This is a genomic window from Nocardia sp. NPDC049526, assembly GCF_044465765.1.
In the GTDB taxonomy this organism is placed as follows: Bacteria; Actinomycetota; Actinomycetes; order Mycobacteriales; family Mycobacteriaceae; genus Nocardia.
The window spans coordinates 714,203-738,914 of record NZ_JBITMA010000003.1; the positions used below are offsets into that span (position 1 = coordinate 714,203).

Annotated in this window: 24 protein-coding genes; 14 read left to right on the plus strand and 10 right to left on the minus strand. The window is 65.5% G+C overall.

Features of this window, described 5'->3' with window-relative positions:
- Positions 1–50: 50 nt before the first annotated feature.
- The gene (locus ACIBW7_RS12850) at positions 51–1,310 is read right to left on the minus strand and encodes a beta-ketoacyl-[acyl-carrier-protein] synthase family protein (RefSeq protein ID WP_397046405.1); all 1,260 of its coding nucleotides are present in this window, start codon (positions 1,308–1,310) and stop codon (positions 51–53) included.
- A 134-nt stretch (positions 1,311–1,444) separates the two neighbouring features.
- On the opposite strand from ACIBW7_RS12850, the gene ACIBW7_RS12855 reads away from it, so the two are divergent.
- Entirely contained in the window at positions 1,445–2,323 is an 879-nt protein-coding gene (locus ACIBW7_RS12855) for a PaaX family transcriptional regulator C-terminal domain-containing protein (protein WP_397046406.1), read from the plus strand.
- Between the two features lie 55 nt (positions 2,324–2,378).
- Here the strand turns inward: ACIBW7_RS12855 and ACIBW7_RS12860 are convergent, their stop codons facing one another.
- The 3 genes from ACIBW7_RS12860 to ACIBW7_RS12870 all read right to left on the minus strand — a co-directional run bounded on the left by ACIBW7_RS12860 (position 2,379) and on the right by ACIBW7_RS12870 (position 5,631).
- Positions 2,379–3,137 carry a hypothetical protein gene (locus ACIBW7_RS12860; protein ID WP_397046407.1) on the minus strand — a complete coding sequence of 253 codons (759 nt, stop codon included), beginning with the start codon at positions 3,135–3,137 and terminating at the stop codon, positions 2,379–2,381.
- Positions 3,138–3,457: 320 nt separating this feature from the next.
- Positions 3,458–4,435: a zinc-binding dehydrogenase gene (locus ACIBW7_RS12865; RefSeq protein WP_397046408.1), complete on the minus strand. Its 978-nt coding sequence runs from the start codon at positions 4,433–4,435 to the stop codon at positions 3,458–3,460.
- Positions 4,436–4,962: 527 nt separating this feature from the next.
- A complete protein-coding gene (locus ACIBW7_RS12870; protein ID WP_397046409.1) occupies positions 4,963–5,631 on the minus strand; it encodes a hypothetical protein in 669 nt (222 codons plus the stop codon).
- A gap of 203 nt (positions 5,632–5,834) precedes the next feature.
- Between ACIBW7_RS12870 and ACIBW7_RS12875 the strand changes: the two genes are divergently transcribed.
- Entirely contained in the window at positions 5,835–6,365 is a 531-nt protein-coding gene (locus ACIBW7_RS12875; protein WP_397046410.1) for an AAA family ATPase, read from the plus strand.
- Positions 6,366–6,597: 232 nt separating this feature from the next.
- On the opposite strand, the gene ACIBW7_RS12880 is transcribed toward ACIBW7_RS12875, so the two are convergent.
- The gene (locus ACIBW7_RS12880) at positions 6,598–6,951 is read right to left on the minus strand and encodes a hypothetical protein (RefSeq protein ID WP_397046411.1); all 354 of its coding nucleotides are present in this window, start codon (positions 6,949–6,951) and stop codon (positions 6,598–6,600) included.
- A gap of 117 nt (positions 6,952–7,068) precedes the next feature.
- Between ACIBW7_RS12880 and ACIBW7_RS12885 the strand changes: the two genes are divergently transcribed.
- Positions 7,069–7,590 carry an OsmC family protein gene (locus ACIBW7_RS12885; protein WP_397046412.1) on the plus strand — a complete coding sequence of 174 codons (522 nt, stop codon included), beginning with the start codon at positions 7,069–7,071 and terminating at the stop codon, positions 7,588–7,590.
- Positions 7,591–7,894: 304 nt separating this feature from the next.
- On the opposite strand, the gene ACIBW7_RS12890 is transcribed toward ACIBW7_RS12885, so the two are convergent.
- The gene (locus ACIBW7_RS12890) at positions 7,895–8,845 is read right to left on the minus strand and encodes a TIGR03564 family F420-dependent LLM class oxidoreductase (protein WP_397046413.1); all 951 of its coding nucleotides are present in this window, start codon (positions 8,843–8,845) and stop codon (positions 7,895–7,897) included.
- 545 nt (positions 8,846–9,390) lie between these two features.
- Positions 9,391–10,149, minus strand: a complete 759-nt coding sequence (locus ACIBW7_RS12895) for an IclR family transcriptional regulator (RefSeq protein ID WP_397046414.1) — start codon at positions 10,147–10,149, stop codon at positions 9,391–9,393.
- A gap of 283 nt (positions 10,150–10,432) precedes the next feature.
- Here ACIBW7_RS12895 and ACIBW7_RS12900 point away from each other — a divergent pair, with 283 nt between their 5' ends.
- The 8 genes from ACIBW7_RS12900 to ACIBW7_RS12935 are packed head-to-tail and all read left to right on the plus strand — an operon-like array spanning position 10,433 to position 18,125.
- Positions 10,433–11,476, plus strand: a complete 1,044-nt coding sequence (locus ACIBW7_RS12900; RefSeq protein ID WP_397046415.1) for an NrtA/SsuA/CpmA family ABC transporter substrate-binding protein — start codon at positions 10,433–10,435, stop codon at positions 11,474–11,476.
- A gap of 1 nt (position 11,477) precedes the next feature.
- The gene (locus tag ACIBW7_RS12905; RefSeq protein ID WP_397046416.1) at positions 11,478–12,323 is read left to right on the plus strand and encodes an ABC transporter permease; all 846 of its coding nucleotides are present in this window, start codon (positions 11,478–11,480) and stop codon (positions 12,321–12,323) included.
- Entirely contained in the window at positions 12,320–13,075 is a 756-nt protein-coding gene (locus ACIBW7_RS12910; protein WP_397046417.1) for an ABC transporter ATP-binding protein, read from the plus strand. The genes ACIBW7_RS12905 and ACIBW7_RS12910 overlap by 4 nt, the downstream gene beginning before the upstream one ends.
- Complete coding sequence (locus ACIBW7_RS12915) at positions 13,076–14,125, plus strand: ABC transporter substrate-binding protein (RefSeq protein ID WP_397046418.1); 1,050 nt, start codon at positions 13,076–13,078, stop codon at positions 14,123–14,125.
- Positions 14,122–15,261, plus strand: coding sequence for an LLM class flavin-dependent oxidoreductase (locus tag ACIBW7_RS12920; protein WP_397046419.1), 1,140 nt, complete (start codon positions 14,122–14,124; stop codon positions 15,259–15,261). Before ACIBW7_RS12915 ends, ACIBW7_RS12920 begins: the two co-directional genes overlap by 4 nt.
- The gene (locus ACIBW7_RS12925) at positions 15,258–16,421 is read left to right on the plus strand and encodes an LLM class flavin-dependent oxidoreductase (protein WP_397046420.1); all 1,164 of its coding nucleotides are present in this window, start codon (positions 15,258–15,260) and stop codon (positions 16,419–16,421) included. The genes ACIBW7_RS12920 and ACIBW7_RS12925 overlap by 4 nt, the downstream gene beginning before the upstream one ends.
- 12 nt (positions 16,422–16,433) lie before the next feature.
- Positions 16,434–17,141, plus strand: a complete 708-nt coding sequence (locus tag ACIBW7_RS12930; protein WP_397046421.1) for a class II aldolase/adducin family protein — start codon at positions 16,434–16,436, stop codon at positions 17,139–17,141.
- Between the two features lie 33 nt (positions 17,142–17,174).
- Positions 17,175–18,125, plus strand: coding sequence for an ABC transporter substrate-binding protein (locus ACIBW7_RS12935; RefSeq protein ID WP_397046422.1), 951 nt, complete (start codon positions 17,175–17,177; stop codon positions 18,123–18,125).
- A 127-nt stretch (positions 18,126–18,252) separates the two neighbouring features.
- Here the strand turns inward: ACIBW7_RS12935 and ACIBW7_RS12940 are convergent, their stop codons facing one another.
- Complete coding sequence (locus tag ACIBW7_RS12940; RefSeq protein ID WP_397046423.1) at positions 18,253–19,191, minus strand: DMT family transporter; 939 nt, start codon at positions 19,189–19,191, stop codon at positions 18,253–18,255.
- 157 nt (positions 19,192–19,348) lie between these two features.
- Between ACIBW7_RS12940 and ACIBW7_RS12945 the strand changes: the two genes are divergently transcribed.
- Positions 19,349–19,801, plus strand: coding sequence for an Lrp/AsnC family transcriptional regulator (locus tag ACIBW7_RS12945; RefSeq protein ID WP_063040920.1), 453 nt, complete (start codon positions 19,349–19,351; stop codon positions 19,799–19,801).
- 975 nt (positions 19,802–20,776) lie between these two features.
- Here ACIBW7_RS12945 and ACIBW7_RS12950 read toward each other — a convergent pair.
- On the minus strand, positions 20,777–21,724 hold the full coding sequence (locus tag ACIBW7_RS12950; RefSeq protein ID WP_397046424.1) for an alpha/beta fold hydrolase: 948 nt from the start codon (positions 21,722–21,724) through the stop codon (positions 20,777–20,779).
- 693 nt (positions 21,725–22,417) lie between these two features.
- Here ACIBW7_RS12950 and ACIBW7_RS12955 point away from each other — a divergent pair.
- Both ACIBW7_RS12955 and ACIBW7_RS12960 read left to right on the plus strand, forming a co-directional pair.
- Complete coding sequence (locus ACIBW7_RS12955; protein WP_397046425.1) at positions 22,418–22,651, plus strand: hypothetical protein; 234 nt, start codon at positions 22,418–22,420, stop codon at positions 22,649–22,651.
- A 201-nt stretch (positions 22,652–22,852) separates the two neighbouring features.
- The gene (locus ACIBW7_RS12960; protein WP_397046426.1) at positions 22,853–23,830 is read left to right on the plus strand and encodes a fatty acid desaturase; all 978 of its coding nucleotides are present in this window, start codon (positions 22,853–22,855) and stop codon (positions 23,828–23,830) included.
- A gap of 348 nt (positions 23,831–24,178) precedes the next feature.
- Here ACIBW7_RS12960 and ACIBW7_RS12965 read toward each other — a convergent pair whose 3' ends face one another.
- Complete coding sequence (locus ACIBW7_RS12965; protein WP_397046427.1) at positions 24,179–24,466, minus strand: putative quinol monooxygenase; 288 nt, start codon at positions 24,464–24,466, stop codon at positions 24,179–24,181.
- Positions 24,467–24,712: the final 246 nt, after the last annotated feature.

The window sequence follows — 24,712 nt, forward strand, 5'->3', positions numbered from 1 at the left end:
TGCCTAGAGCCAGTGGGGGATCGGGATGTCGCCGGTTTTTCGCATCGCGGCTACTCGGATCGGTGCGCGCTGACGACGAGCGATGCGTTCTGGCCGCCGAAGCCGAACGCGTTCGTCTGTATCCAATCGATCTCTCGCACGCGGGGCGCACCGAGAACAAGGTCGAAGTCGATCGAGGGTTCCGGATCTGTCGTCCCGCCGGTAGGGACCACGAGTCCCCGCCGCATGCCCTCGATCGCGGCTATCAAACCGAGTGCGCCGGCCGCACCTGCGGGGTGCCCCAGCGTGCCTTTCACCGACATGACCGAGACGTCACACGCTGGGGCACAGAAGAAGTCGTTTATGGCCGCGATTTCGGCCACGTCGCCCTTCGGTGTTCCGGTCGAATGAGCCGCGAGGACATCGATCTGCTCGGGCCGGGCGCCGGCCTCTCCGGCGGCCAGCTCCATCGCCAGGCGCTCCCACCGCCCGGACGGATCCGGGGTAGACGGATGAAACGCTTCCGACGAGGTGCCCCATCCCTGTACCCACGCCTGCACGCGCGCCCCGCGTCGAAGGGCGTGGTCACCGCTCTCGAGGACCAGCATCCCGGCGCCTTCCCCCATAACCATGCCGACGCGATTCACATCGAACGGTCGACACGCCAACCGGGGGTCCCGCACCCCACCACCCATCCCGTACTGGTATCGGGCATACGCGCTGGCCGGAACGAAGCCGTCGTCGTCTACTCCCCATGCGAGTCCTCCCTCGGTTCCACCGACCAGCGCGACGTCAACGGCTCCCGAGGCGATCATCCGCGCCCCAGTACCGATCGCATCGAGGGATGACGCGCACGCCGTCGACAAAGTCAGGCACGGACCGTGCAGGGCCCAGTTCATTGCGATCTGCGCAGCAGCCATGTTCGGCCAAACCTTGATCATCAACTTCGGCTGCGCCGCCGAGCGTCCGCGGCGTTCGACATCGAACTGCGCGCGTTCCAGGGTCTGAGTTCCTGTTTTCGCGGTACCCACGACAATCCCTGTACGGATCTCGTCAAGCTGTTCCAGCCCTGCATCGACGAGTGCGGAAGTGACTGCACCAGCTGCATGTTGGGCGAACGGGTCGATGCCGGAGATCTTGTCGTGCATCCAATCCGGTGGGGTGAATCCCTCGACCGGCGCCCAGTATTCGAAGCGCTCGGAGTCCGGTCTGGTCCATGGGGTCTCCTGGATAGCCAGATCACCGGCGAGTAGCCGGTCGACATACTCGCCCGGCGAGAAGCCCAGCGCCGAAACAACACCTATCCCCGTCACTGCGACGTCGAGACCCATCACCTGTCCTTCCGCTGGGATCCCCCAACAGGACTGTAGCCATAAAAAATGCGCAAGTCTAGAATTATGTCCACTATTTGATTCTGGTGGGCCGTGCGGACGGTTGTCTGCATGGCCCGATACGCTGCCCGGCAGTGAACAACGCTCCGGAAACAACCCGCCGCAACGCAGGAGGCAGCGCCGCGCAGGTGCACTCGTTGCTGCGCGGCCTCCATCAGGGCAGCGCGAAGGCGCTGTTGCTAGTCGTTCTGGGGGAGTTCGTCTGGCCGCAACGGCAGCCGGTGTGGTCGGCGACACTGCTCGCCGCACTAGCGGAGTTGGGCATCGAGCCGAATGCTGCGCGGAAGGCACTTAGTCGTACAGCAGAGTCAGGGCTGATTTCTCCAGAGCGATCGGGGCGCCGCGTCCGGTGGGCGTTGGCAGAGCGAGGAAACCGGATAATGCAGTCCGGCTACGTCCGAACCTACGGCTGGGGCACCCGCGAAAACGATTGGGACGGACGGTGGTTGCTGCTATCGGTCACGATCCCCGAGGCTCGACGGGCCACGCGCCAGCGCCTTCACGCACGACTCGGGTGGGCAGGGTTGGGAAGTCCCCTTCCCGGTCAATGGCTGACCCCGCACTGGGAGCGCGGTGCCGAGATCGTAGAAATCGTGACCGGCCTCGGGCTCGAAGAACATGCCCACGCGGTCATCGGGCCGATCGGACCGATCGGGAACGAGCACAGACTTGTTTCCGCTGCTTGGGATCTCGACGAGTTGCGTTCACGGTATGACCAATTCATCGCGACCTACTCATCCGCAGAGCCTGCTGGCGACCGAGCCTGCTTCCAGGCACGGATAGCTCTCGTTCAGGACTGGCGATACTTCCCGTACTCCGATCCTGATCTGCCACCGCTCTTCCTGCCTCGGGGATGGCCCGGAGATGAAGCTGCGCGCATTTTCCATGTTCGCCATCGCGAGTGGGAATCGGCCTCGCAACGCTACTGGACGCGAATCATCGAGTCCGTCTAGGGAGCTGGTCTGGACGGGTATGTCCCTGGCGGGCCGGGGCCGATGACGTCGAGGTTCAGTCGAGGGAGTAACGAAGCACCCTGTTCGCTGTCACTTGGACGAGCCAGACCGCGTTTCCTGGACCGCAGTTCAGTTCGCCCGGAACCGAGCCTACGGAGTCCGGTAGTGGAATTTCGACGACCTGGCCGGTGCGGGGATCGAGTTTGCTCAGGGTATCCGTAGTTGCATGACTGACGTAGATATAGCCGGCCGCCGACGCGCACACTGCAGTCGGTGTCGAAGCGGGCGTCGGCATCGGATACTCGACGATCTGCTTGGTGGCCAGGTCGATCCGCCCGACCTTGCCCGCGGCGATCTCGGTGAACCACACGTAACGGCCTGCTGTTTCCGCGCGGACAACGAAGGGGGTCCCAGCAGGTGTCGGGATTGGGTATTCACTTACGTGCCTGGTCGGTATGTCTATTCGGCCTATCTTGCCGCCCAGTGCCTCGGTGAACCACACACCGCCGTCGGACGCCGCGAAGATTCCGACCGGAAACGCCGCGGGCGTGGGAATCGGAATGTCGGTGAACGTCTTGGTCGTCAGATCGAAGCGCCCGATCGCGGCGGCGCTTGTCTGAGTGAACCAGATGGCCTGGTCCGGCCCGACCGTTATGTCGTTGAAGGGGTTGAGGTTACCCGCTGGACTCGGGGACTGGTAAAGCTCGATTTTCTTCGTGGACGGGTCGATGCTGCCGATCTGGTTGCGCACCCCGTTAGCGAAATAGACCTTCCCGTCCGAGGCTGCTTGGATAGCGCAAGGCAGCGGCGTCACCCAACCGGGCAGTGGTGGACTGCTCGCCTGCGGCACGAGAGATTCGGGCGACCACGGGATCGGATAGTCCGTGACCCGACCCGTCGCGGTGTCGATCCGGCCGATCTTTCCGGCAACCGTCTCGACGAACCAGGCTGCACCGTCGGGACCCGGGCCGGTAACGCAGGGCCCGGAGAGCGGTGTAGGGATGTCATAGATGGTGAACCGCGACGGTGGTTGGGCCGTCGCTGAAGTCGCGAGGGCCGGTGCTGCCGCGGATAGAACCAGGACAGCTGAAACTGCAGTAACCAAGCCGCGTCGGCGAGGGCGTCTGCCGCCGATCATTCCGCGCCGACTTCCACCAAGATCTTGACCCCTTGACCCGAGCTCAGGCGGTCGAACCCTTCGGTAACCAGCTGCTCGAATGGGATCGTCTGCACCCATCCGTCCAGTGCGAAGGCTCCGGCATCCAGCTGGCGGAGCACTTCAGGAAAGTCGTTGTGATATCCCATGGACCCGGTAATCGAACGTTCGGCCATCAGCAACTGATTCGTGTCCACTGGGACTGGGGCGAGATGCGCCGCCACGACCACCAGCTGCCCTTGCGGGGCGAGCGCGCGTATACCCGCGGTCACCGCATCGGATACGCCCGCCGCATCGACGGCGGCATGCACGCCCTCTGTCGAGAAGTCCGCCACCCGGGCCTGAAAGTCGTCGGCCCCAGGGTCGACCGTGTCCAGGCCGAGTTTGCCGATGATCTCGCGCCGGGAGGCGGACGGCTCCACCACGAGGATGCGATCGATTCCGCGGGCCCGCAGGCTCATCGCGGTACCAAGGCCGATCGGGCCGCCACCGAACACAAGCCCGGCCTGACCGGGGACGAGGCCGGTCCGCACTGCGGCATGCCAGGCTACCGCCATGGGCTCGGTCAGCGCCCCGGCCTGCAGGCTCACCCTGTCCGGCAGGATGTGCACGGCCGACTTCGGCACTACCGCCGTTTCCGCGAGGAAGCCATGTGCCATCAACCCGTAGAAGGCCGCCCCCAGGTTGTAGTGGTCATCGTCGCCTGGCTTGCGGATCACGGGCTCAATCGCCACCCGCTGGCCGGCGAGCACGTCGCTGACTCCTTCGCCGACCGCCATGACGGTGCCCGATGCCTCATGTCCCATGATCAGCGGTCCCAGGTGGCCGGTAAGCGGGTTGGCTTCGTGCACCGGGATGAACAAGGGGCCATGGAGGTACTCGTGCAGGTGCGATCCGGAGGTTGCCTTCCCCTTCTTTGAACGGGCACGGGAGCGCGGCTTGAAGACCGTGGCCATTCATAAGGCCATCCCGTTCGGTGATGTACCCCGGGGTGACCGCGACGTAGGGCGGCAACGCGGCGAATACCACCGATTCCTCATCGAGTAGATAGTGCGCCGGACGACCGACCTGATCCGCCTGACCGATGGGTTCGAATCGGCGTGAAATACATTGCGGTTCTTCGGATTCGAATGTGGCATTGAAGGCCTTCGTGCCGACCCGAAGGGATCAACTCCTGTCGGACCTGCTGCCGCACTGGATAAATAGCTGCTTTGGTGACATGCCGGAGACCGCTTGTTCGAAGAACGACAACGGCGCTCGGCTGCGAGGCGGTTCGAGAGTACGGGCTTCGAGTTGTTGCGGCTCAGGATCGATCGCTTTTGCGAATGGGATCTTGCTCATCGGCGTCATCTGCGCACCACAATCACGGGCCAGTGTACGTCGCTCGCCGTCGCGGAAACCCGAAATCCAGCCGTCGATCGGGGTGCGATTGCCTTGCGTTGTTGACGTGTGTGGGCGTTCGTGACGGGACCCGTAATTCAGTTCAGGGCCATGGCGGGCCGTATGGCGGGGGATGCGAGTCATAAGGACGGGGACCCGGGCAACCATTGCCGATGCACGGCTCATCAGAGCTGCCGTTTACGACGACGGTCTTGGCGTAGACGCAGCTCGGCCCACCAGTCGGGGTGTCTTGTCCGAAGAAGAGTCCCAAGATCTGCCCCGGTCCCATCTCGGTCAGCCGGCTGTAGCGAACCACGTACTCGTGTCGGGTCCGACCATATGACGGCAGCACGATTATCTGCGTACGGTTCCGTGTCGACTCCCACGGAACTGTGCCCACCAAGGGGGGAAAGAAATTCAAGTTGAGGAAGACGAAGTTGACGCCCGATGCCGGCGAGAGGACCCCCGGGTTGCTCGAATCGTCAGAGGTGGCAACCCATGACGAGTAGACCATCGCCGCGACATCCGGGCCGTCGGGCTGCGCGTTGACCTCGAAACCGAATACGGACTTGTCGCAGCCTGGCGGTCTTTCGTCCCAGACCTCATTGATCGCCCGATTTGCGTGCGCGGTCGGCAACCCCATATCCCCGTTGCGGGCAACGAACTCCTTCAACGCGACCAGGCCCGGATCAGCAGCCGATGTTCCGTGCATTTCCAAAAGGGCGATAACCTCACCGAGGCTGCCCGGAGTTAGAGGCTGCGCATCGGCCATAGATGGGGTTATTGTCAACGCCGCGACCATGGCTGCCGCAGCTGAGAACCTCTTCACGCAACTCGTCGTGGGCATGGTGATCGCCTCATTCCGAAGAAACGAAAATTCAGCTCAGCAGATCTATTGAACGCCTTCGCCGCCACGCGAGACAAGGCAAGCGAAGCTTGCAACGACAGATGAATACCTGCTGGCAGCATGACCACATGCTTATCGTCATCGGCGGACTTCCCGGCACCGGCAAAACCACACTGGCTCGACTGCTCGCCGGACGAATCGGTGCAGTGCACCTGCGAATCGACACCATCGAGCAGGCCATCGTCCGGTCCGGGCTGACCCGGCACCCCGTTGGTTCGGCTGGCTATGCCGTCGGATATGCGCTGGCTCAGGAGCACTTGCAGCAAGGGCACACTGTGATTGCTGAATCGGTGAATCCGCTGGCCGTAACCCGTGACAGCTGGCTGAGTGCGTCGCAGAACGCTGGAGTGGCGGCTGTCGAAGTCGAAGTAGTCTGCTCGAGCCTGACCGAGCATCAGCACCGCATCGGATCGCGATCGGTCGACATCCCCGATCTGCCGCTACTGCGGTGGCAGGACGTGCTGGACCGCGATTACGAGCCCTGGAGCCGCGACCACATCATCGTCGACACAGCAGGCGAAACCCCAGACCAGTCGCTCCGGCAACTTCTTCAGCGACTCGACAGCCGCAGCACTGACTCCCCGAAATCCGCAACCTGAGTTCGAACAAAGCTCCAATCGAATTGGCCAGGGCAATTCTTCGGATTCGGGGTCAGGCGTCCCTCCGTCCGCGAACTCGACGCGGAACGGACAGGGGCGGAGCAGCAGTGAGTGCGGTTGCGTGGTGGTGTGTGTGGAGTGCGGGGAGTTGTGGCGTGAGGTGGAGTAGTGGGTGAGGTTCGATACAGCTCAGCGCGATCGCGTCCGCGCCATAGCCCTCGACGGCGTTCGCTCAGTGGGTACCGACCTGTGGGATCACCGCGGCGGCGGTTGACCCCTCACGCGCAAAAGAGTCCGTGAAACGGGCAGGCTGTCGACCGGTGATGTCGGCGACTGTCGTAGTGGTCCTGGCCAGCGTGCCACTCGCGACTTCGGTGTGAAGTACGGCGACGTCCCTGGCAAATTGCGTCGGCAGCCCCTGCGCCACAAGGTGTTGCGCGAATTCCCTGGGCTTCATGTCGACATACGCCACGGTGCGGCCGAGCGCCGCCGAGAGTTCCGCGGCGAGCTTGTGCGTGAGGACTTCCGGCCCGGTCACTACGAACCGCTCTCGGTTCCCCTGATCGGTACGGTCGGTATGCGACATCCGCATCTCCGAATGCAGAACCGATAAATTCTCGCTGCGTGAAATCGTGTCCGGACCTGGATCGGGAGCGGAAAATTATGCGCCGCAGGGGAATTCCGGCACCTCCAGGGAGCGCTCGTGACCGCCGATACCAATACTCGTCTCAATGAGGTCGACCTCGACGCCGTCGGCGGCTTGGTGAAAGCCATCCAGGTCGATCCTGCCAAAGCGCAGACCACGTGGGCGGCGCACGTGACATGGAAGGGCGCGTTCGGTTCGGAGGCCCGGATCCGCAACTTCTCGCCCACGCCGTCGGACGAGCCGGCCACCCTCGGGGGCGGCGACAGCGCACCGAATCCGGTGGAGCAGCTCCTCGCCGCGCTCGGCAACTGCCTGGCGGTCGGGTATGCAGCGAATGCCACGATCGCCGGTATCCGTATCGACAGTTTGCGGGTCGACCTGAAAGGCAACCTCGATCTGCGCGTATTCCTCGGGCTCGCCGAGGGGCACGCCGGCTTCGAATCCGTCACCGCCACAGTGCGAATCGACTCCGACGCCGCCCCGGAACAGCTCGCGGAGTTGCATGCGAAGGTGGTGGGCAGCTCGCCGGTGGGACATACGGTACGCAACGTGGTGCCGCTCGATATCGTCCTTGCCTAGCCCGGGACCGTACGGGGCGACGGCGCCGCGTTCCGGCGCGGCGGGGGCAAGGCATCCGGCTCGTCGGCAAGCCGGACGGGCAGCCGCGACGGCGTCGCCCAGTCTCCGGCTCGCTGTGCAACGTCATCAGATGCGACGACTTGACGAATCCGAGGTCGAGGGCCTGCTGGCCCTCGATGCTGTCGCACATTCGGCGTCGATCGCCCCGGGGGTGGGATACCGGCACGTCACCCCGATTTGGTTTTTGTGGGTCTTCGGGTCAGCCGGCGACGCCGTGCGCGGGCGCGTCCGGAATTGCGCGATGCTACCCCGCGGGCAGGGCTGCAGCCGCCGAGGAGCCGACCCCGTCGGCCGTGAGTGCCCCGGCCAGCGCCCAGGTGCGGTGCTGATCGTCTCGACCGGCCAGATCCGTGGTGGTCAGCACGACCTCGGTGGCGCCTGCGTCGTAGTAGCGCTGGATTCCGGCGGCGATGGTCTCCTCGTCGCCGATGAGCGCCAGTTCCGCCGCCCGCGAGGCACCTTCGAGTTCGATGACCCGGCGATAGGACGGCACCTGCTCGTAGAACGCCAGCTGTTGCACCGCCGTCGCACGGGTGCCCTCGACATCGGAGGTGACGACTGCCGGGACGAAGGCGACGATGCGCGGTGCGGATTCCGACGTCTGCGTGATCACCGGCACGATGTGCTCGCTCAAGGTCTTCGGGCCCGCCAGATACGGCAGGGTGCCGTCGGCGAGTTCCCCGGTGACGCGTAGTGCCTGCGGCCCCATCGCGGCCACCAACACCGGCACGCGTGGTTCTGCCCCGGGAACCGCGGTCGGCAGCGGCGGTGTGACCGTCAGCAGTTCGCCGTGGAAGTCGGCGGTGCCCGTGTCGAGCAATTCCCGTAGCGCGGTGAGGAACTCGCGCAAGCGGGTAATGGGCCGATCGAAGGTTGTGCCGAACGCGCCGGCGGCGAGCGTCGAGCCGACGGCCATACCCAGGTGATACCGCCCGTGCGTCGCGGCTTGGGCGGTCTGCGCCTGAGAGGACACCAGCAGCGGATGGCGGCCGACCACGGGGATGGCCGAGGTGCCGACCTGTAGGCCCGGCACCTCCCGGCCCACGATTGCGGCGAGGGCGGGGGAGTCGTAGTCCATCCGCTGTCCGAACCACACCGACCCGATACCCAGCTCGGCGACCGAGCGGGCCTGCGCCACGATCTGGTCGACGTAGTTGCCCGAATTCGAGGCAGCGAGCGCAATTCCGAGAGTCATGCCAGGGGCAACCTGCGCGCGTGAGCGCCTGTTCCCGAACGGCGAGATGAAATCAGCTTGATCACAAGGATTTTCGTCGTCCGGGAGTTTGTGGGCCGATCCTCTGGGAAGGGGACGTGCCGATGCGGCAGTGGCGACTGGGCGCGCTGTCATGAGCAGGACCTGTACTCCACCAGTTCGGCAGGTGGACGGCGCTCATGGGTGCAGCGCGCGGCGGGCATGCACGATGTGCGAATCCTCGATGGTGGGCTTGCGGCGGTCGGGGTGTACTGCGGGTCCAGGGTGACCGCGGCGATGGACATCGCCGCGCTGGCCGCGCTCGGGACCGAAGCCACGTTGTTCCCCGGCTCTTGTGGCAGTGGAGCGCCGACCCGCCCGGTGCGCCCGGCCCGTCGACCTCTCGCGTCGAGGACTCGCTGTCGTGAGTCCGACCGCCACGCGGCGCGCGTGGCGGGACCTGCTGGAGCGGTCGTCGACGGCTCGGCACGGCTTGAACATCTGACAAGGAAGCTCATGGATACCTTGCACGGCAACATGTTCGGGTCTCATTCGCCGGTCTGACCGGCGGCGAAGCGAGCGGCGATCTCGGCGGCGGTCACCTTGGCCAGTTCGACGAGGAACGGGAGGCGCTCGGGGATCATGAGGGTGGTGGGGCCGCGCAGGCCGAGGGCGAAGCGGGCGTCGCCGGTGGGGGTGAGGATGGGCAGGCCGATGGTGCGGAAGCCGGGGTCGAGTTCTTCGTCGTTGTAGGCGTAGCCGCGGGATCGGGTGCGGGTGAGTTCTTCTCGCAGTTCGGCGGGGGTCGAGACCGAACGGGCGGTGCCTTCGTCGTAGGGCAGGGTGGCCAGGAAGTCGTCGGGGGTGTCGGACCAGGCGAGCAAGGCTTTGCCCAGGGCGCTGGCGTGCAGGGGAAGTCGAACGCCCATGAGGCGGTGGCCGTCGCTATCGCGCCAGCGGCTGGTTCCGAGCAGCACGGCGTGGATGCTGTGGCGGATGGCGACCGAGGCGCTCGCGCCGGTGGTAGCGGCAAGCTGTTCGAGGCTGGGTTCGGCGAGGTAGATGCGGTGCTGGCGGTAGGCGATCTGGCCGTATTCGGCCAGGGCGCCGCCCATGCGGTAGCGGCTCGACGTTTCGTCCTTGTCGAGGAATCCGGCCTGCACGAGGGCGCTCAATAGCCGGTGGGTGGTGCTGACCGCCAGGCCCTGCTGGCGGGCGATCTCGGATACGCCGCGTTCCTCGCCGCCGCGGAAGCAGTCCAGCACAGACAGGGCACGGGCGACGGTCTGCACTCCGGAAGCTTCCACACCGGGGACGGTAACACGCTGCGGTGGTGCCACTGGGCGACAGAACTTTCCGATATCTGGAAAGGCTGGCGCGATCGGGTTCTGCTCACGGTGAGCGAAAAGTGGCACAGCAGCTGGGCTTTCGCCCGGTTCACCAAAATCGGGTGCGTAATAACGCTTCCACTGTGCATGTGTCAATCGTTCCGATCCTCGGAAAGCATTACCTCGCGACGCCGCGGCTGCGCGCTTACTGTCGCTGCTCATTGATCGGCTTCGATCCCTGATTCGGAAGAGGTGCTCCACGATGTTCCGCACGCGCAGGCCGAACCGTTGGCGTCTGGCGCTCGCGCTGGCCCCCGTCGTTGCTCTGGTGGCGGCGTGTGGCTCGGGAACCGGCACCCAGGCGGGCCCGCAGTCAGAGCTGGTGCTGAAGGTGGCCGACCCCGGCAACTCCGGTCCGCTGGCGGTGGCCAAACGCGACGGCACCTTCGACAAGGCGCTCGCCCCGCTGGGCGCGAAGGTCGAATGGGTCACCACCACACCGGGATTCAGCTCCATGCTGAAACTGTTCAACACCAAGGAACTCGACGTCTCCGGCGCCGCGTTCAGCCCGGTAGTCGGCGCGCTGTCCAAGGACGTGGCCGTGCGCATCGTCGCTGTGCAGGACCCGGCGGGCAAGGATCAGAGCGGCATCATCGCGGGCAAGGATTCCGGGGTCCGCTCCGTCGCGGATCTGGTCGGCAAGCGGGTCGCGGTCAATCCGGCAGGCAAGGGCGAATACATCCTGCTAAAGGCGCTGGCGCAGGCCGGTATCCCAGCTGACAAAGTGACGCGAGTGCCGTTGCAGCAGAAGGACGCAGCCTCGGCGTTCGCGACCGGCAAGGTCGATGCGTGGGCGTCATTTCTGGTGCCGTATCAGGAGGCCAAGGCCAATGGCGGCGTGGAGATCGCCACCGAACAAAGCATCGGCTCCAAGGACAACTCGGTGGTGGTGTTCCGCACCGAGATCCTCGACAAGCGGCCCGAAGTCGCGGCCAAGTACCTCGAAGTGCTGCGGAGCCTGACCGCTCAGCAGCACGACAATCCCGCCGGGTTCGAGAACGTCTTCGAGCAGACCGGTCCGCGCGCGCTCAGTGGTGCGCGCCTGTCCGACGCCGTGCGGGTCGGGGCGGAGGCGACCGTGCCGCGGCTGCCGGCCGATTCCGATGCCGCCGATCTGGCCGATGTGGTGAATCTGTTCGCCGACAACGGTGTGATCACCCGCAAGATCACTGCATCCGACATCTTCTACGACCTGAAGGCCAAGCTCACTCCTGAGCAGCTGGCCGCACTCGAGACTGGTCACTGACATGGCTGTCCTCACTGTCCCCGCTGCCGAGGAAGACCTCGCCACGTTGGCTCCGCCGCGGACTCGGGTCGAGAAAGCGCACCCGGCTTGGCTGTCGGTACCGCTGCGTGTGCTGCTGCCCGCGTTGATCGTCGCCGCCTGGTGGATCGGCTCGGCCACCGGTGTGCTCTCGCCGCAGGTGCTGGCCGGACCGCCCAAGGTCTGGTCGGCGTTCACCGAACTGCTGGGCAGTGGCCAGCTGCTCGACTTCGCGGTGGCCTCCTTCACCCGCGCCGCGTTCGGTGTCGGGCTGGGTGTCGGTGTCGGGCTGCTGCTCGGCCTGATCGCCGGATTGTCCAGCCTCGGTGAGGAATTGGTGGACTCCACCATGCAGATCGTGCGCGCGGTGCCGTTCCTGGCGCTGGTGCCCTTGTTCATCGCCTGGTTCGGCATCGACGAGCTGTACAAGGTGGCACTCATCGCGGTGGCCACTGTCGCGCCCATGTACGCGTACACCTATCTGGGAGTGCGCAATGTGGACCGCAAAGTGGTCGAGGCTGCGCGCGGATTCGGTTTGAGCGGGGCTCGGCTGGTGCTCGAGGTGATCCTGCCCTCGGCGCTGCCCGGGATCCTCATGGCGCTGCGGGTGTGCTTGTCCATCAGCATCACCGGCCTCATCGCCGCCGAACAGGTCGGCACCACCGAGGGTGTGGGCTATCTGGTCACGTTGGCGCAGGAGTACAACCGCACCGACTACATGGTGCTGTGCGTGGTGCTGTATGCGGTGCTGGGGTTGATCTTCGACGCCGTGGTGCGGTTGGCCGAACGGTATGCGATGCCCTGGCGGCGGCAGGTGGCAATCCGATGACCGCCGTCGAACAGTCGCCGCGTGCTACCGCGCCGGCCGCCGTACGGATCACCGGACTGCGCAAGGCCTTCGGTGACAAGATCGTCCTCGACGGGGTCGATCTGACCATTCGCCGCGGCGAGTTCGTGGTCCTGCTCGGCCCCAGCGGCACCGGCAAGACCACCTTGCTGCGCCTGCTCACCGGCCTGGAAACCCCTGATGCCGGGCAGGTCCTGGTGCCGGCGGTGCGCACCACCGTCTATCAGGAGCCGCGGCTGATCCCGTCCAAGCGGGTGCTGGCCAATGTGACGGTCGGGCAACGCCGTTCGAAGCAGACCCGGGACGCGGGCCTGCGCGCGCTGGCCGAGGTGCATCTGGACGGTAAGGCCCGGCAGTGGCCGGCGACCCTGTCCGGTGGTGAAGCCCAGCGTGCGGCGCTGGCGCGGGCGCTGGTGCGCGAACCCGAACTGCTGTTGCTGGACGAGCCGTTCGCCGCGCTGGACGCGCTGACCCGGTTGCAGATGCAGGACCTGGTGGGGGAGTTGGTGACCCGCCATCACCCGGCGGTGCTCATGGTGACCCATGACGTGGACGAGGCGGTGCGCCTGGCCGACCGGGTGCTCATTCTCGATCGCGGCCGCTTCGCGGTGGACACCGAAATCGACCTGGCCCATCCGCGCGACGGCAACGACGCTACCGCGCTGCGCTATCGCGCGGCCTTCCTAGCCGAACTCGGCGTCGGCGCCGCGCCCTCGAAGAACTCAGGAGCATAGATGACCACCACAGCACAGCCCGAGCCTGCCGGTACCCTCTGGTACACCCGCTGCCCGGTGCCGACCGCCAGCGGGCTGGCTCACAGTCTGGGCTGGCTGGGCGAGACCGCCCGCACCCATGGCCTGGATTTCGGGATCCTGCAGGACGCCGGTCCGGAGCTGGCTGCCCGCCACTTCGACCACACTCTCGAGGGTTTGGTGCGTGAAGGCGGTAACGTGCCCGCGTTGGCCGCGCGCGCTCAGGGCTCACCGACCCGGCTGATCGGGCTGACCTGGATCGACGAAGCGCAGGCCATTCTGGTCGGACCGCAGTCACCGGTGAGTTCACCGGCCGAACTGGCGGGACTGCGGATCGGCATCCCCGCCTGGGCGCAGGATCAGGCACGCAGCTTCCCGCGAGCGATGGCCCTGCACGGTTTCACCAGCGCCGTGCGCCTGGGTGGGCTCACCCTCGCCGATGTGCGGGTCGTGGAACTGGAGGTGGAGCGGGATCCGCAGGTGCGCACCGAGGTTCAGCAGCGTTCCCGGTCCATCACCTGGGGCGCCGAGGAGTTGCTGCGCGGTGAGGTCGACGCCATCTACGTCAAAGGCGCCCGCGCTCAGGAACTCGCCGCGCAGCACGGGCTGCGGGTAGCGGTGGACCTGGACGCCACCGACACCAAACGTCTGCGCGTCAACAACGGCACCCCGCGCCCGATTACGGTGCATCAGGATCTGCTCGACACCAACCCGGACGCGGTGATCGGGTTCCTGGCTCAGAGCCTGCGGGCCGCGGACTGGGCGACCGAAAATCTCGACGGCGTGCGGGAGGTGCTGCAACGCGAAACCCTGTCGGGGCCTGCGGGAGTCGTGGCCGCCTACGGCACCGAGTTCCATCGTGGTCTGCATCCGTCGTTGGATCCCGAACGCCTGGAGCTGCTCGGGGTGCAGAAACAATTCCTCTATACCCACGGTTTCCTGGCCGCTGATTTCGATCTCGACTCCTGGGTCGTCCATGAGCCGCTGGCGCGGGCGCGGGAGCTGGTCGCCGCCGGGCAGGTCGCGGCATGACCGAATATCTGTGGCGGCTGCCCAGCCATGGTGACGGTCGCCGGGCTCGACCGCAGTTGCGTCACCGCGGTGGATTCGGTGACCCGGTTCCGACACCGGCGGGCGGGCCCTTCGGTGCGCGCCCGGACGACCGGGAGCCGACCGATGTACGCCCCGGGCACTTCGGGCCTTTCGACGATCTGCACCAGGTGATCGACGCCGCCGAGCTGGCGGGCCTCGACGGTGTGCTCGCGCCGTACGACCCGCTGGGCGAGGAATCGTGGATCGTGGCCGGCGGTGCGTTGCGCGCCACCCGCCACGCGCGCGTGATCGTCGAATTCCAGCCTGCTTTCGGAACTCCGGTGTACGCGGCGAAGGTCTCGGCCACCCTGCAAAGGCTGTCCGCGGGACGGCTGGGCTGGCGGCTGGCCGTCGACACCGATCCCGAAGATGCGCGTACCCGCGGCGACCGGGTCAGCGGGGACGACCGGTACGCGCGGGCAGCAGAGTTCCTGACCGTGGCGCACGGGGTGTGGAATGCCGACCCGGTGCCCGGCGCCGGATTCCAAGGCACCGGGTTCGATTTCGCGGGCGAATACTACAACGTGATCGACGGCGGCTTCCGCGGCATTTTGTCCGGGTTGCCGTTCCCGACGGTGTACCTGTCGGGTACTTCGGAGCCGGCACTGGATCTTGCGGCCCGCCACGGTGATGTGCACCTGTTCACCGAATCCAGCGATGGTCTCGATGGTCCGGCCGCGGCGCTGGCGCAGTTGCGAGAGCGCACCGCTGAGACCGGCCGCTATGTGCGCGCGGGGCTGGAGCTGCCGGTGATCGCCCGGGAAACCGAGGACGAGGCGTGGGCGCGCGCGGAACGCCAATGGCGCGAAGTACATCCCGACGGTCCCGGCGCGCGGTCGCTGAGTCTCGACGGTGCCCGTTGGGCCGGGTTCGCCGAGCTCGGCTACCTGCAGCCGGTCGGCCTGGTCGGTAGCTACGAGCAGGTCGCCCACCAGTTGCGGGTCTACGAGGCCGCCGGTTTCGACAGCATCGTGTTGTCCGGGCACCCGCATATCGAGGAAGTGCACCGCGCCGGTGAGCATTTGCTGTTCCTGGCCGATCCGGCCGGCCGCACCCTGCAGGAGACCACGGCATGAGCATCGACATCTATTGGCGCATCGGCATGGAAGGCGACCATGCCTCCCTGCGTACCCCGCGCCGCTACAACCGCGGCCACGCCAACGGCTACGGCCCCGGCAATATCGCTCCGGCCGTGCGCGGCGGCGCACTCGACGGCTACAGCTACATCGACCACGTCGCCGCCGTCGCCAAAGCCAGTGAAACGGCCGGGTTCCTGGGCGGTCTGCTGCCCTCGTTCCCAGTGACCGAGGACCCGTGGGCCTTCGCCGCGGCGCTGGCCCGCGAGACCACCACCTACCGGTTCATGGTCGCCTTCCAGCCCGGGTTTCTGCATCCGGTGCAGGCCGCGCGCATGTCGGCCAGCCTGCAACGCGCTACCGGCGGACGGCTGGTCTACAACATCATCAGCGGAGGCGGCGGCCCGGCCCAATTGTGGTGGGGCGACAAGGTATCCCACGACGACCGCTACGCGCGCACCAGCGAATTCCTCGATGTGCTGCGTGGGGTGTGGGACGGGCAGCCGTTCACTCATGACGGCCGGTTCTTCGGCACCGACGCCGCCGCGCTGCCGCCGGGGCTGGCCGGGCAACCGTTCCCGGAGGTCTACTTCTCCGGGTCCTCGGGTGCGGCAGTGCAGGCCGCCGGCCGTCACGCCGACTACTATCTGTCCTGGCTCGAGCCGTATGCCGATCTGCGCGCCAAGTTCGACGGGGTGCGCGCGCACGCCGAAACGATCGGGCGCACCCCGAAATTCGCGGTCCGCATCGACATCGTGGCCCGCCACACCGAGGAAGCGGCCTGGGCCGAGATCCGCAAAGGCTGGGCCTTCGTCGATCGCGACGCCGCCAACCGCGCCGCTCGAGGTGATTCGGTCGGTGCGGCCCGCATCAAAGGCTGGGTGCCCGAAACCATCACCGGCTACCGCGATCTGGAAGTGCAGCCCAATGTCTGGTGCGGGTTCAGCCTGATTCGCGGCGGCCCCGCCTTCGGTCTGGTCGGCAGCTACGAACAGGTCGCCCAACGCCTCGACGAGTTGATCGATCTCGGTGTGGACGCCTTCATTCTTGCCGGTAACCCGCATCTGGAAGAGGCCTACCGGATCGGTGAGGAAGTTCTGCCGCTGCTGGGTCGCACCCGTCTGACCACCCCGACCACTCCCGTGCTCACCCACGCCTGACCAGGAGAAGCCATGACCGCCACCGAGATTCGGCTCGACGAGACCGTGCAGGCCTTCGTCGCCGCCGCGACCCGCGACGCAGAGACAGCCTTCCGAGTGCTGCGTGAGACCGGCACCGTCACCGGCAATGGCACTGTCAATTTCGTCGAACGCGTACCGGGCACCGAGATCGCCGTCGCCCTCAACGAACCGGGCCCGTGGGCCGACGACCGCACCCTCGTGCCGGTCGTGGCCGGCTTCAACGGAGAGGTGCTCTCGGGCACCGGATCCGCTGGGTTCGTCACCGGCTACGCCAAGGTGTTCCGCGCGCATCCGGAGATCACCTCCGTGGTGCACGTGCACAGCCCGTGGCTGGGCGGCTGGGCCCAGACCCACCGCGTATTCCCCATCCGCTACGCCGCGGTGCAGCGGCTGACCCTGTCGCGGCAGATCGCACCGCATATCGACCGCAGCATCGGCGCCGGGGATTTCATCCTCGACCAGCTCACGCGGGACCCCGACCTGATCGCCATCTTCGAAGCCAACGGCGGTGCCAACGTCATCGGCCGCGCCGGACTGCTGGAGCTGGCCAAGCTGGTGGTGTTGCTCGAGGAAGGTGCCCAGTATCAGGCCATCGCCGAAACACTCGGCGGCTCGGTCGATTTCGACAATTCCAACCTGGCCGTCCAGTGGGGCCGCACCGGCCTCGCCGACGAAGCCCGCCGCCGCGGCCTGATCTGACCATCACTTCCCAGCATCCCCAGGAGCCTTTTCATGACCGTTCGGGTCGGCTACTTCCCGCACAACAACTCCCTGTTCGTCCTGCGCCACCGCGGCATCCTCGAGCGCACCCTGCCCGAGGTGGAATGGGTGGACCTGTGCGCCCTGCCGCAGCCGGAGCGCGTGGATGTGAAAACCGCACTGCCGTCGCTGCATTCGGACTTCTTGTTCACCGATCCCGGCTACGACTTCATCGGCACCGGCTTCACCCCGCCGGTCACCGCCTTGGCCCACGGCCGTGACATCGTCTACGTCGGCATCTCCGGTCCGCGTATCGAGAACGGGCGCCTGGTCACCAAGGCCGACAGCGGCGTCGAATCGGTCGCCGATTTGACGGGCAAGCGGGTCGGCATCGCCCATGGATCCTGGCAGACCACCCTGCTGCTGTTCGCGCTGGAGAAGGCCGGACTGGGCTGGGCCGACATCGAACCGGTCGATACCGATGTGCACGACGGTAGCGCCGCACTGCTGGCCGGCGACCTCGATGCCTGGGTCGGCGCCTACCCGGGCTTGACCGCCGTGGAGGCAGTCACCGAACTGCGGACGCTGATCGACACCGAGTCGCTGTTCAGCCATCCTTCGCTCTGGTTCACCCGCCGCGACTTCGCCGATAGCAATCGCGAAGCCCTCGAGGCGATCATTGCCGCGCTGCAGGAATCCGATGCGTGGATCGTGCAGAACCCACGCGCGGCCGCCCAGTACTTCGTCGACGATGTCGTCGCCCGGGGTGGCAGCGCCGATCTGGATGCATGGGAGGCGGCGCTGCGCGGGCGGCCGTTCGGCATCGGCCCGGTGACCAAGGAATTCCTCGACGAACAGCAGCACGCCGCGGACTTGCTCGCCGCGAACGGGTTACTGCCCCAGACGATTCGCGTGCGCGATGCGGTCGACGCCTCGATCGGCGAGTTCGTCGTCGCGAGCCACGAACCGGCGACCGCCAGCTGACAAACGCTGTCCGGCCGCTCGAGTGAGCGGCCGGACAAAATCGGCGCGAGGACACGGACCCTCGCAGGGAAGTGCAGCTCACTGAGGTCGAGATACGGGCTCCTGCAGCGTTTTCCTGTTGATCCGTTCAAGCGCACTCGCCGACCGTGGTCGGCTCGGAAACCGCGGCTTTCTCGACCGCTGTTCGGCGCTCGATCAACCCGACTGTCACACCGGCGACGATGATCACGCCGCCGAAGACCTGCCCGAGCCGGACCGTCTCGCCGTTGATCCCCACCGCACCCAGCACGCCGAACACCGGTACCAGGTTGAGGATGTTGACCGCGACGCTCGAGGTCATCCGGCGCAGACCGTAGTTGTAGAGCAGGAAGCCGCCGACCGAACATGCCACGGCCAGATAGGCGAGCAGCGCTGAGGTCGTGGCGTGCGGTATCCGCAAGTCTCCGATCTCCGGGAGCGAGGCGAGCAGGAAGCCGGCGGCGCCCGCCATGGTCTGGTAGTAGGTGAGATTCACCGCGTCCTGCCCGCGCCCCGCGTACTTGCCCAGCACGTTGTACCCGGCCCACACCAGCCCGCCGAGCAGCAGCAGGATATCGCCCAACCACCGCCCGCTGCCTCCGACTTCCGCTCCGTTGCGCACTACCAGGAAGGCTCCCGCCGCGGCGAGCAGCACGCCGCCGACCCGCAGCGGCGGCATTCCGGCCCGGAAAACCACCAGCTCCACGAGCATGGTCATCAGCGGGTAGGTGGCCACGATCAACGAGGCGTCGGAGGCGGTCGACAGCTCGACGCCGATATTTTCCAGCACGAAGTAGACCGTGATGCCGAGCACGCCGCTCAGGTAGATCATCCGCCGCTGACGGGCATCCGGCCGTGCGGCCGGGGTGCGGCGCACGCGCACCATGATCCCGAGCAGCACGGCGGCGAGCGTGAAGCGGATGGCTCCGATGGTCAACGGTCCGACGTCTGCCAGCACCTGCTTGGTCACCGCGTACGAACTGCTCCAGAACAGCGCGGCCGCCACGACCGAACAGATCGCCAAGATCCTGGTCCTCGGCTCGTCCACCCCAGATACCCCTTCCCATCCGACCTTCTCATCGCCGCCCGACCGCATCGTGGAGAAGCGCATTATGAACGGAACGACAGCCAGCAAGCTAGCAATTAGTCCGGGTATATGGCACGCTGGCCGAACGAAATTCGGCTACTTGCAAGTGAGACGGAACATGGACGAACTAGATTCGGCGTTGCTGCGGCTTCTGCAGCAAGACGGTCGGCGCACCAACCGGGATCTGGCGCAGGAGTTGGGCATCGCCCCCTCCACGTGCCTGGAACGGGTGCGCTCCCTCCGCGAGCGGGGTGTGCTGCTCGGATTTCACGCCGAGGTGGACCTCCCCTCGATCGGCCGGGGGCTACAGGCGATCATCGCCGTGCGGGTACGGCCGCCGACGCGTGCGATCATCGAGCAGTTCCAGGCCTTCGTGGCGCGGATGCCCGAGGTGATCGGAGTCTTCGTGCTCACGGGCACCGAGGACTTCCTGCTCCATGTGGCGGTTCGCGACACCGACCATCTGCACGCGGTGGTCCTGGACAAGCTGACCGTGCGGCAGGAGCTCGCGGACGTACGCACCTCGGTGGTCTACGGGCACCTGCGCAAGAGCGTCATCGAGCCGATTTGAGGCGCCCCCGATCGGTTCCTTGCTTACCCGCGACGGAAAGCCCGGCGGCGAACCGAAATAAATTCGAACAATTAACAGGCACTCGATGCGAATCGAAATTTCGGATGCCGGGTCAGCGATGCGGTAGACCGAAAAGTGGGCGCGACGCGGCGGAGGTGCGCCCAGCGCCCGGCGGTCCGGTGGCCGGGCGGGATCTGATTCTCGGTTGACAGGTATACCGCCGTTGACCTTCGTGAACGAGCACAACATCGCCGCTCACCTGATCGCGAAGTCTGGTAGTACGAGATGCGAGCATCCGAAGCCATCGCAATCGCCCGTCTTATTCAGTGTTCACGTTACCCAATTCATCGACCAGAATATTCATACAGATCGAACAGGTGCCATAGACATGCGGCAAACTGTCACCTATGCTCGGAGATACTCCGAAGTCTTTCGATATGGCTGTCGGACAGAAATATTGGAGTCTGAAATCTCCTTTCCTATGAAAGGGATATATCTATGGGCACAAGCAAACACAGGGCTCCCGGCCCGCGTCGACAGAAGATGGTCTCGATCGTCGTGGCGGGAGCGGTTCCACTGGCGCTCGTGCTCGGGGGGACTGCGATCGCGAACGTCGCCGCTACGTCGGCCACAGTGACCCGGTCCGACTACGCACTGGCCGAGCCGCCTCCGCCGCACGTGCCTTCGCCCGAAGAGCCTCTGCTCGAGCAACAGCACCCAGAGCAGCAGCCGGAGCAGACCCAGCCCGAGCAGCCTCCGTATGACCAGAACACGCCTGGCCATCCGGCCCGGTGATTCGGGGCCGCGGTGTCGAACGTATGTCCGGTTCGGCCGCCTGCAACGTCGCGAACTCGAAGTCGAGGTCTGATCCGCGCGCAGGAAGAGTCCTGCCGTTGATCATCTGCGCGTCGCGGAACGCCGCCGGCGCACCTTGTCTCGATAGTGCTTGTCCAACGGTTGCTGCGGTTCGAGGCGCTACGCTCGCAGTTCCTCGGCCGCGATTTCGAGCAATTCGTCCGCCGATCCGACAGCTACGAAGTGCCCGGCACCCTCGACTGGATGCCATACCGAACCAGGCATTCGATCGGCCACCGCTTTGTTGATGGGATCCGGCACCAGTCGGTCATCCAGTCCTTGCCACATGTGGACTCGGCGCTCGATCGTTGTCACGTCGAAAGCCCAATTCCGATAGAGGAATTCACTGTCGCGGACCAGCCCGTCGGAACCTTGGGCGAAGCATTCGGCGCTCGCTTCAGAGAAGTCGCTTGCAAAGCTCTGCTGAAGCAAGATCTGCCGATCGTAGCCGTTGACGGCTTTCCGGGCTTGTTCGAGGTAGGGCTTGCGGAAGCGTTTGGCGGTTATGCCGAGGACTGCGTACATGAGGCGAAAGCCAGGTGTGCAGCGCAGTGCGAGGGAACCCCCCAGCGCGTCGACTTTGGAGAGGTAATCTGCCGCCCAGTTGTCCCCGAATGCTCCGTAGCTGCCGCCTGCGATGCTGCTGACGTGGCGCAGTCGAAGCGGATCGATGTACGCGGCTGCCGCAAGTGCCCACGGACCACCCTCCGACCAGCCGGTCACTCCGAATTCGTTGCATCCCAACGCGTCAGCAATTGCTGTCATGTCGTCGGCCCATCCGGCGTACGTCCGTGTTCTCTGCGGACTGGACTGTCCTATCCCGGGACGGTCGACGCATACGAGTCGTAACCGCTTCTTCGTTGCGGAAGCTGCGAAAAAACGGGCCTCGATCCGGCTACTGGGGCCACCATGATTATGAATTACGAGCGGACCATGCGGATCTCCGACCTCGAGATAACTGAGCTGACGGCCGTCTCGGGTTGTAAACGACTTTGTCGGTCCGTTGTGGGGTCTTCGCGAGGGGGAGACGCGGCCGTCGGTCGGCGATCCATTATCCGTATTGTTCATCGTCCGCTCCGATACCTCCTGGTGCGCGAGCGTTTGTAGCGATCATAGATCGGTAGGGATTCCGCAACAAGCGTCGATAACGAAGAAGCGATGAATACATTTGGTTTCTTCGTTTCAAACCGGAAAATCGCGATTTAACTCTGAAAAATAGCCAGCGGTCATCAACCGGGGTCCCGATACCGCGTCGGCGATGACGGCGTCGCGGATTGTGAAAAACCGTAGTAGTCAACGGCAGCTGGCTCGCAAGGGCGAACTATTGTCGAGCAATCGTGGTGCGAGTTGCTGTCGCAATGGTTGTGGCACCGACAACGCCGCGTCCGGATCGAATTCGGCTGCGGTGTAGCGCCGTTGGATCCAGTCGACCAGGTGTTGGCCACGTGTGATCACGCGCAAGTGTGCGGCGCGCCGGGTGGAGTGACCGGTGTCCGAATCGGCGCCTCGGTCCGATTCGGTAGCTCACCTGCCGATCGTTAAGGTTCTTGCAAGGTCGACTGGCGAGGATGGTGCCCAAATCGGCCATCTATTAATGGATTTCATATGCGCTCGGACTCTCACCGACGACTCAGCCACTCCGGCAGCGCTTCTGCGCGGGTGAGGGCGACCACGATTCCCTCGCCGACCTGGCGCACTCTCGCTGAGACCATAGCCGAGGACTGACGCTGGTACGCAATCACCGAACTTGGAGAAACCCCGATGCATAACACCCGATTCCGCGCCACCGGGATCACCATGGCAATCGCAGTAGCCGCCGGACTCGGCCTCACCGCATGCGGCAAGACGGAACGCTGGTGCGAACGAGACCAAGACGATGCTGTCGTCGAAAACTGGCACTGTGAGCAGAATCTGGCGGGCTTCGAGTGGGAGCCTGACCACGACAAGCCGAAGACAAAGAAGAAGCCGATCAAGTCGAAGAAACAGAACAGATGACCGACCTCGATCGCTGAGGATGGCAAGCCATGGCGAATCATGGGCAGTACTGCGCTGGTTGCGGGTCTGCCGCTGCCGGACCTCCCGATGGCCGCCGCGGCCGCCCAAGGTGAACCGTGACCGGACATTCGATGAAAAGATCGAGTGTTCCTGGTCGGCAGCATATTTCGACCTCGTCCGATTCTTGTCGGTGGTGGCACGATGAGCCGTGGCAGGCTCGATGTGAACGAGGGCAGCAGAATGACCGAGGTGCGCACCCGTGACAGGATTCGCGGGCCCCGGAGACCGGTGCGACCGGCTCGGGCTATCAATGGTTGGTTGATCGGCATCGCTGTTGGTCTCGGGTTCTTCCAGATGTTCTTGCTGCCGCTGGTGTTGCTGCCGCGCGGTGCGATGTGGGGCTGGACGCTGGTGGTCATGGTTTTGTCGACGACACCGTTCTGGTCGCTGATCCATGAGGCCATCCACGGCAGCCTGATTCGCGGGCGCGGGGTCAACGATGCTTGTGGGCGTGTGCTGGGGATGCTGTACGGCTCACCGTTTGCGATGCTCGAGGCCGGCCACCTGCTGCATCATCGGTACAGCAGGACACGGGAGCGCACCGAGATCTACGACCCCGCGACATCGAGTTGGGTAAAGGCCGCGCCCGGGTATTACCTGCGGCTGTTCGGCGGTCTGTACCTGCTCGAGGTCGCGGCGGTGCTGCTGGCCGTGCTGCCTGTCTCGGTGCTGCGTCGTCTCGGTCGGCTGATGGACGCACCGGACTCTGTCGCGGGGCTGCTTTTCGAACGTATCGCGCAGGCCGGGGTGCTGGGTCGGTTCCGTGTCGATGCGGCTGCGATCGTTGTGCTCTATGCCGCCGCGTTTGTTGCCTACAGTGCGGACGGCTGGATGCTGTTGGCGGCACTGGGCGGGCGTGCGTTGGTTATCTCCCTGTCGGACAATGCTTATCACTACGGCACCGAACTCGACGCACCGCTGGAGGCGATGAACCTGCGTACGTTTCGATCGCTGGAGCGTTTCGCACTGAGCTTCGATCTGCACGGCGTGCACCACCGGCACCCGGGTCTGCGCTGGTACGAACTGCGGGCGAAGTTCCTGGACGAGGGCGGCCACTACCACCTCGGTTGGGCCACTGCGGCGGCGCGCCAAATCCGCGGCCCGATCAAGCTCCGCTGACGGGCTGGTGCCGCGCTCGAACCACCGCGACCACTTCGGTGTGAAGGACGATAAGGATCCCGGTAGCTGAGCATGAGCGAACTTCCTGACCGTCGGATCGGCAATCCGCTATGTCGAGGCCGTGGCGGCCGGTGCTGCTCGCGGCGGCCGGGTCGCGCCATACCGCGTGCATACAGCTCGCACCCTGCGCACGACCGTGACGCGTCGTGCCGGTGTCGCGTCCGTCGGGGATCGGCGACATCGGTTGGGTCGCTTCCAGGCGGCGGCCGAAGCATTTCATTCGGCGGATGCACGTGCGGCGAGCTGGATTACCCTCTGCGGACGGTTCGGGTCCGCAGAGGGTGGGGTTCAGAGAGTGTCGAAGAACTCGAGCTTCGGGGGCGCGGCCAGAAGTGGCGCCATGAGCTTGCCGGCGGCGCGGAAGTGGTCGGAGCGGGAGTGAGCGTCCAAAGCTTCCTTGTCGGAATAGATTTCGAAGAACCGGTAATTGTTGGGATCGGCCTGCGAGCGGACCAACTGATAGGCGTGATTGCCGGGTTCGTTGGCCCGGACCTGGGTGACGAGGTCGGCGACGACAGATTCGAACTCGGGGCCGGACCCGGCCTTGACAGTCACATCGGCGGTTACTGCGAGCATGGTTCTCCTTAGGGTGAGTGGACGACCGACTGAATGGTTTCATCGATGCTCAGTCGACGGGCTGGTTGATGGCGAGATCGCCGTCGGCGGAGAAGCCGGATGGGTCGGCGTTTGGTGCGAACTCGACCGCGGCGATGTTGTCGTCGAAAACCGGCACTGCGAACAGAACCTGCCGGGCTACGAGTGGGAGCCCCACCACGGCAAACCGAAGGTGAAGAAGAAGCCGAACAAAGCCGCGGCGGTGCC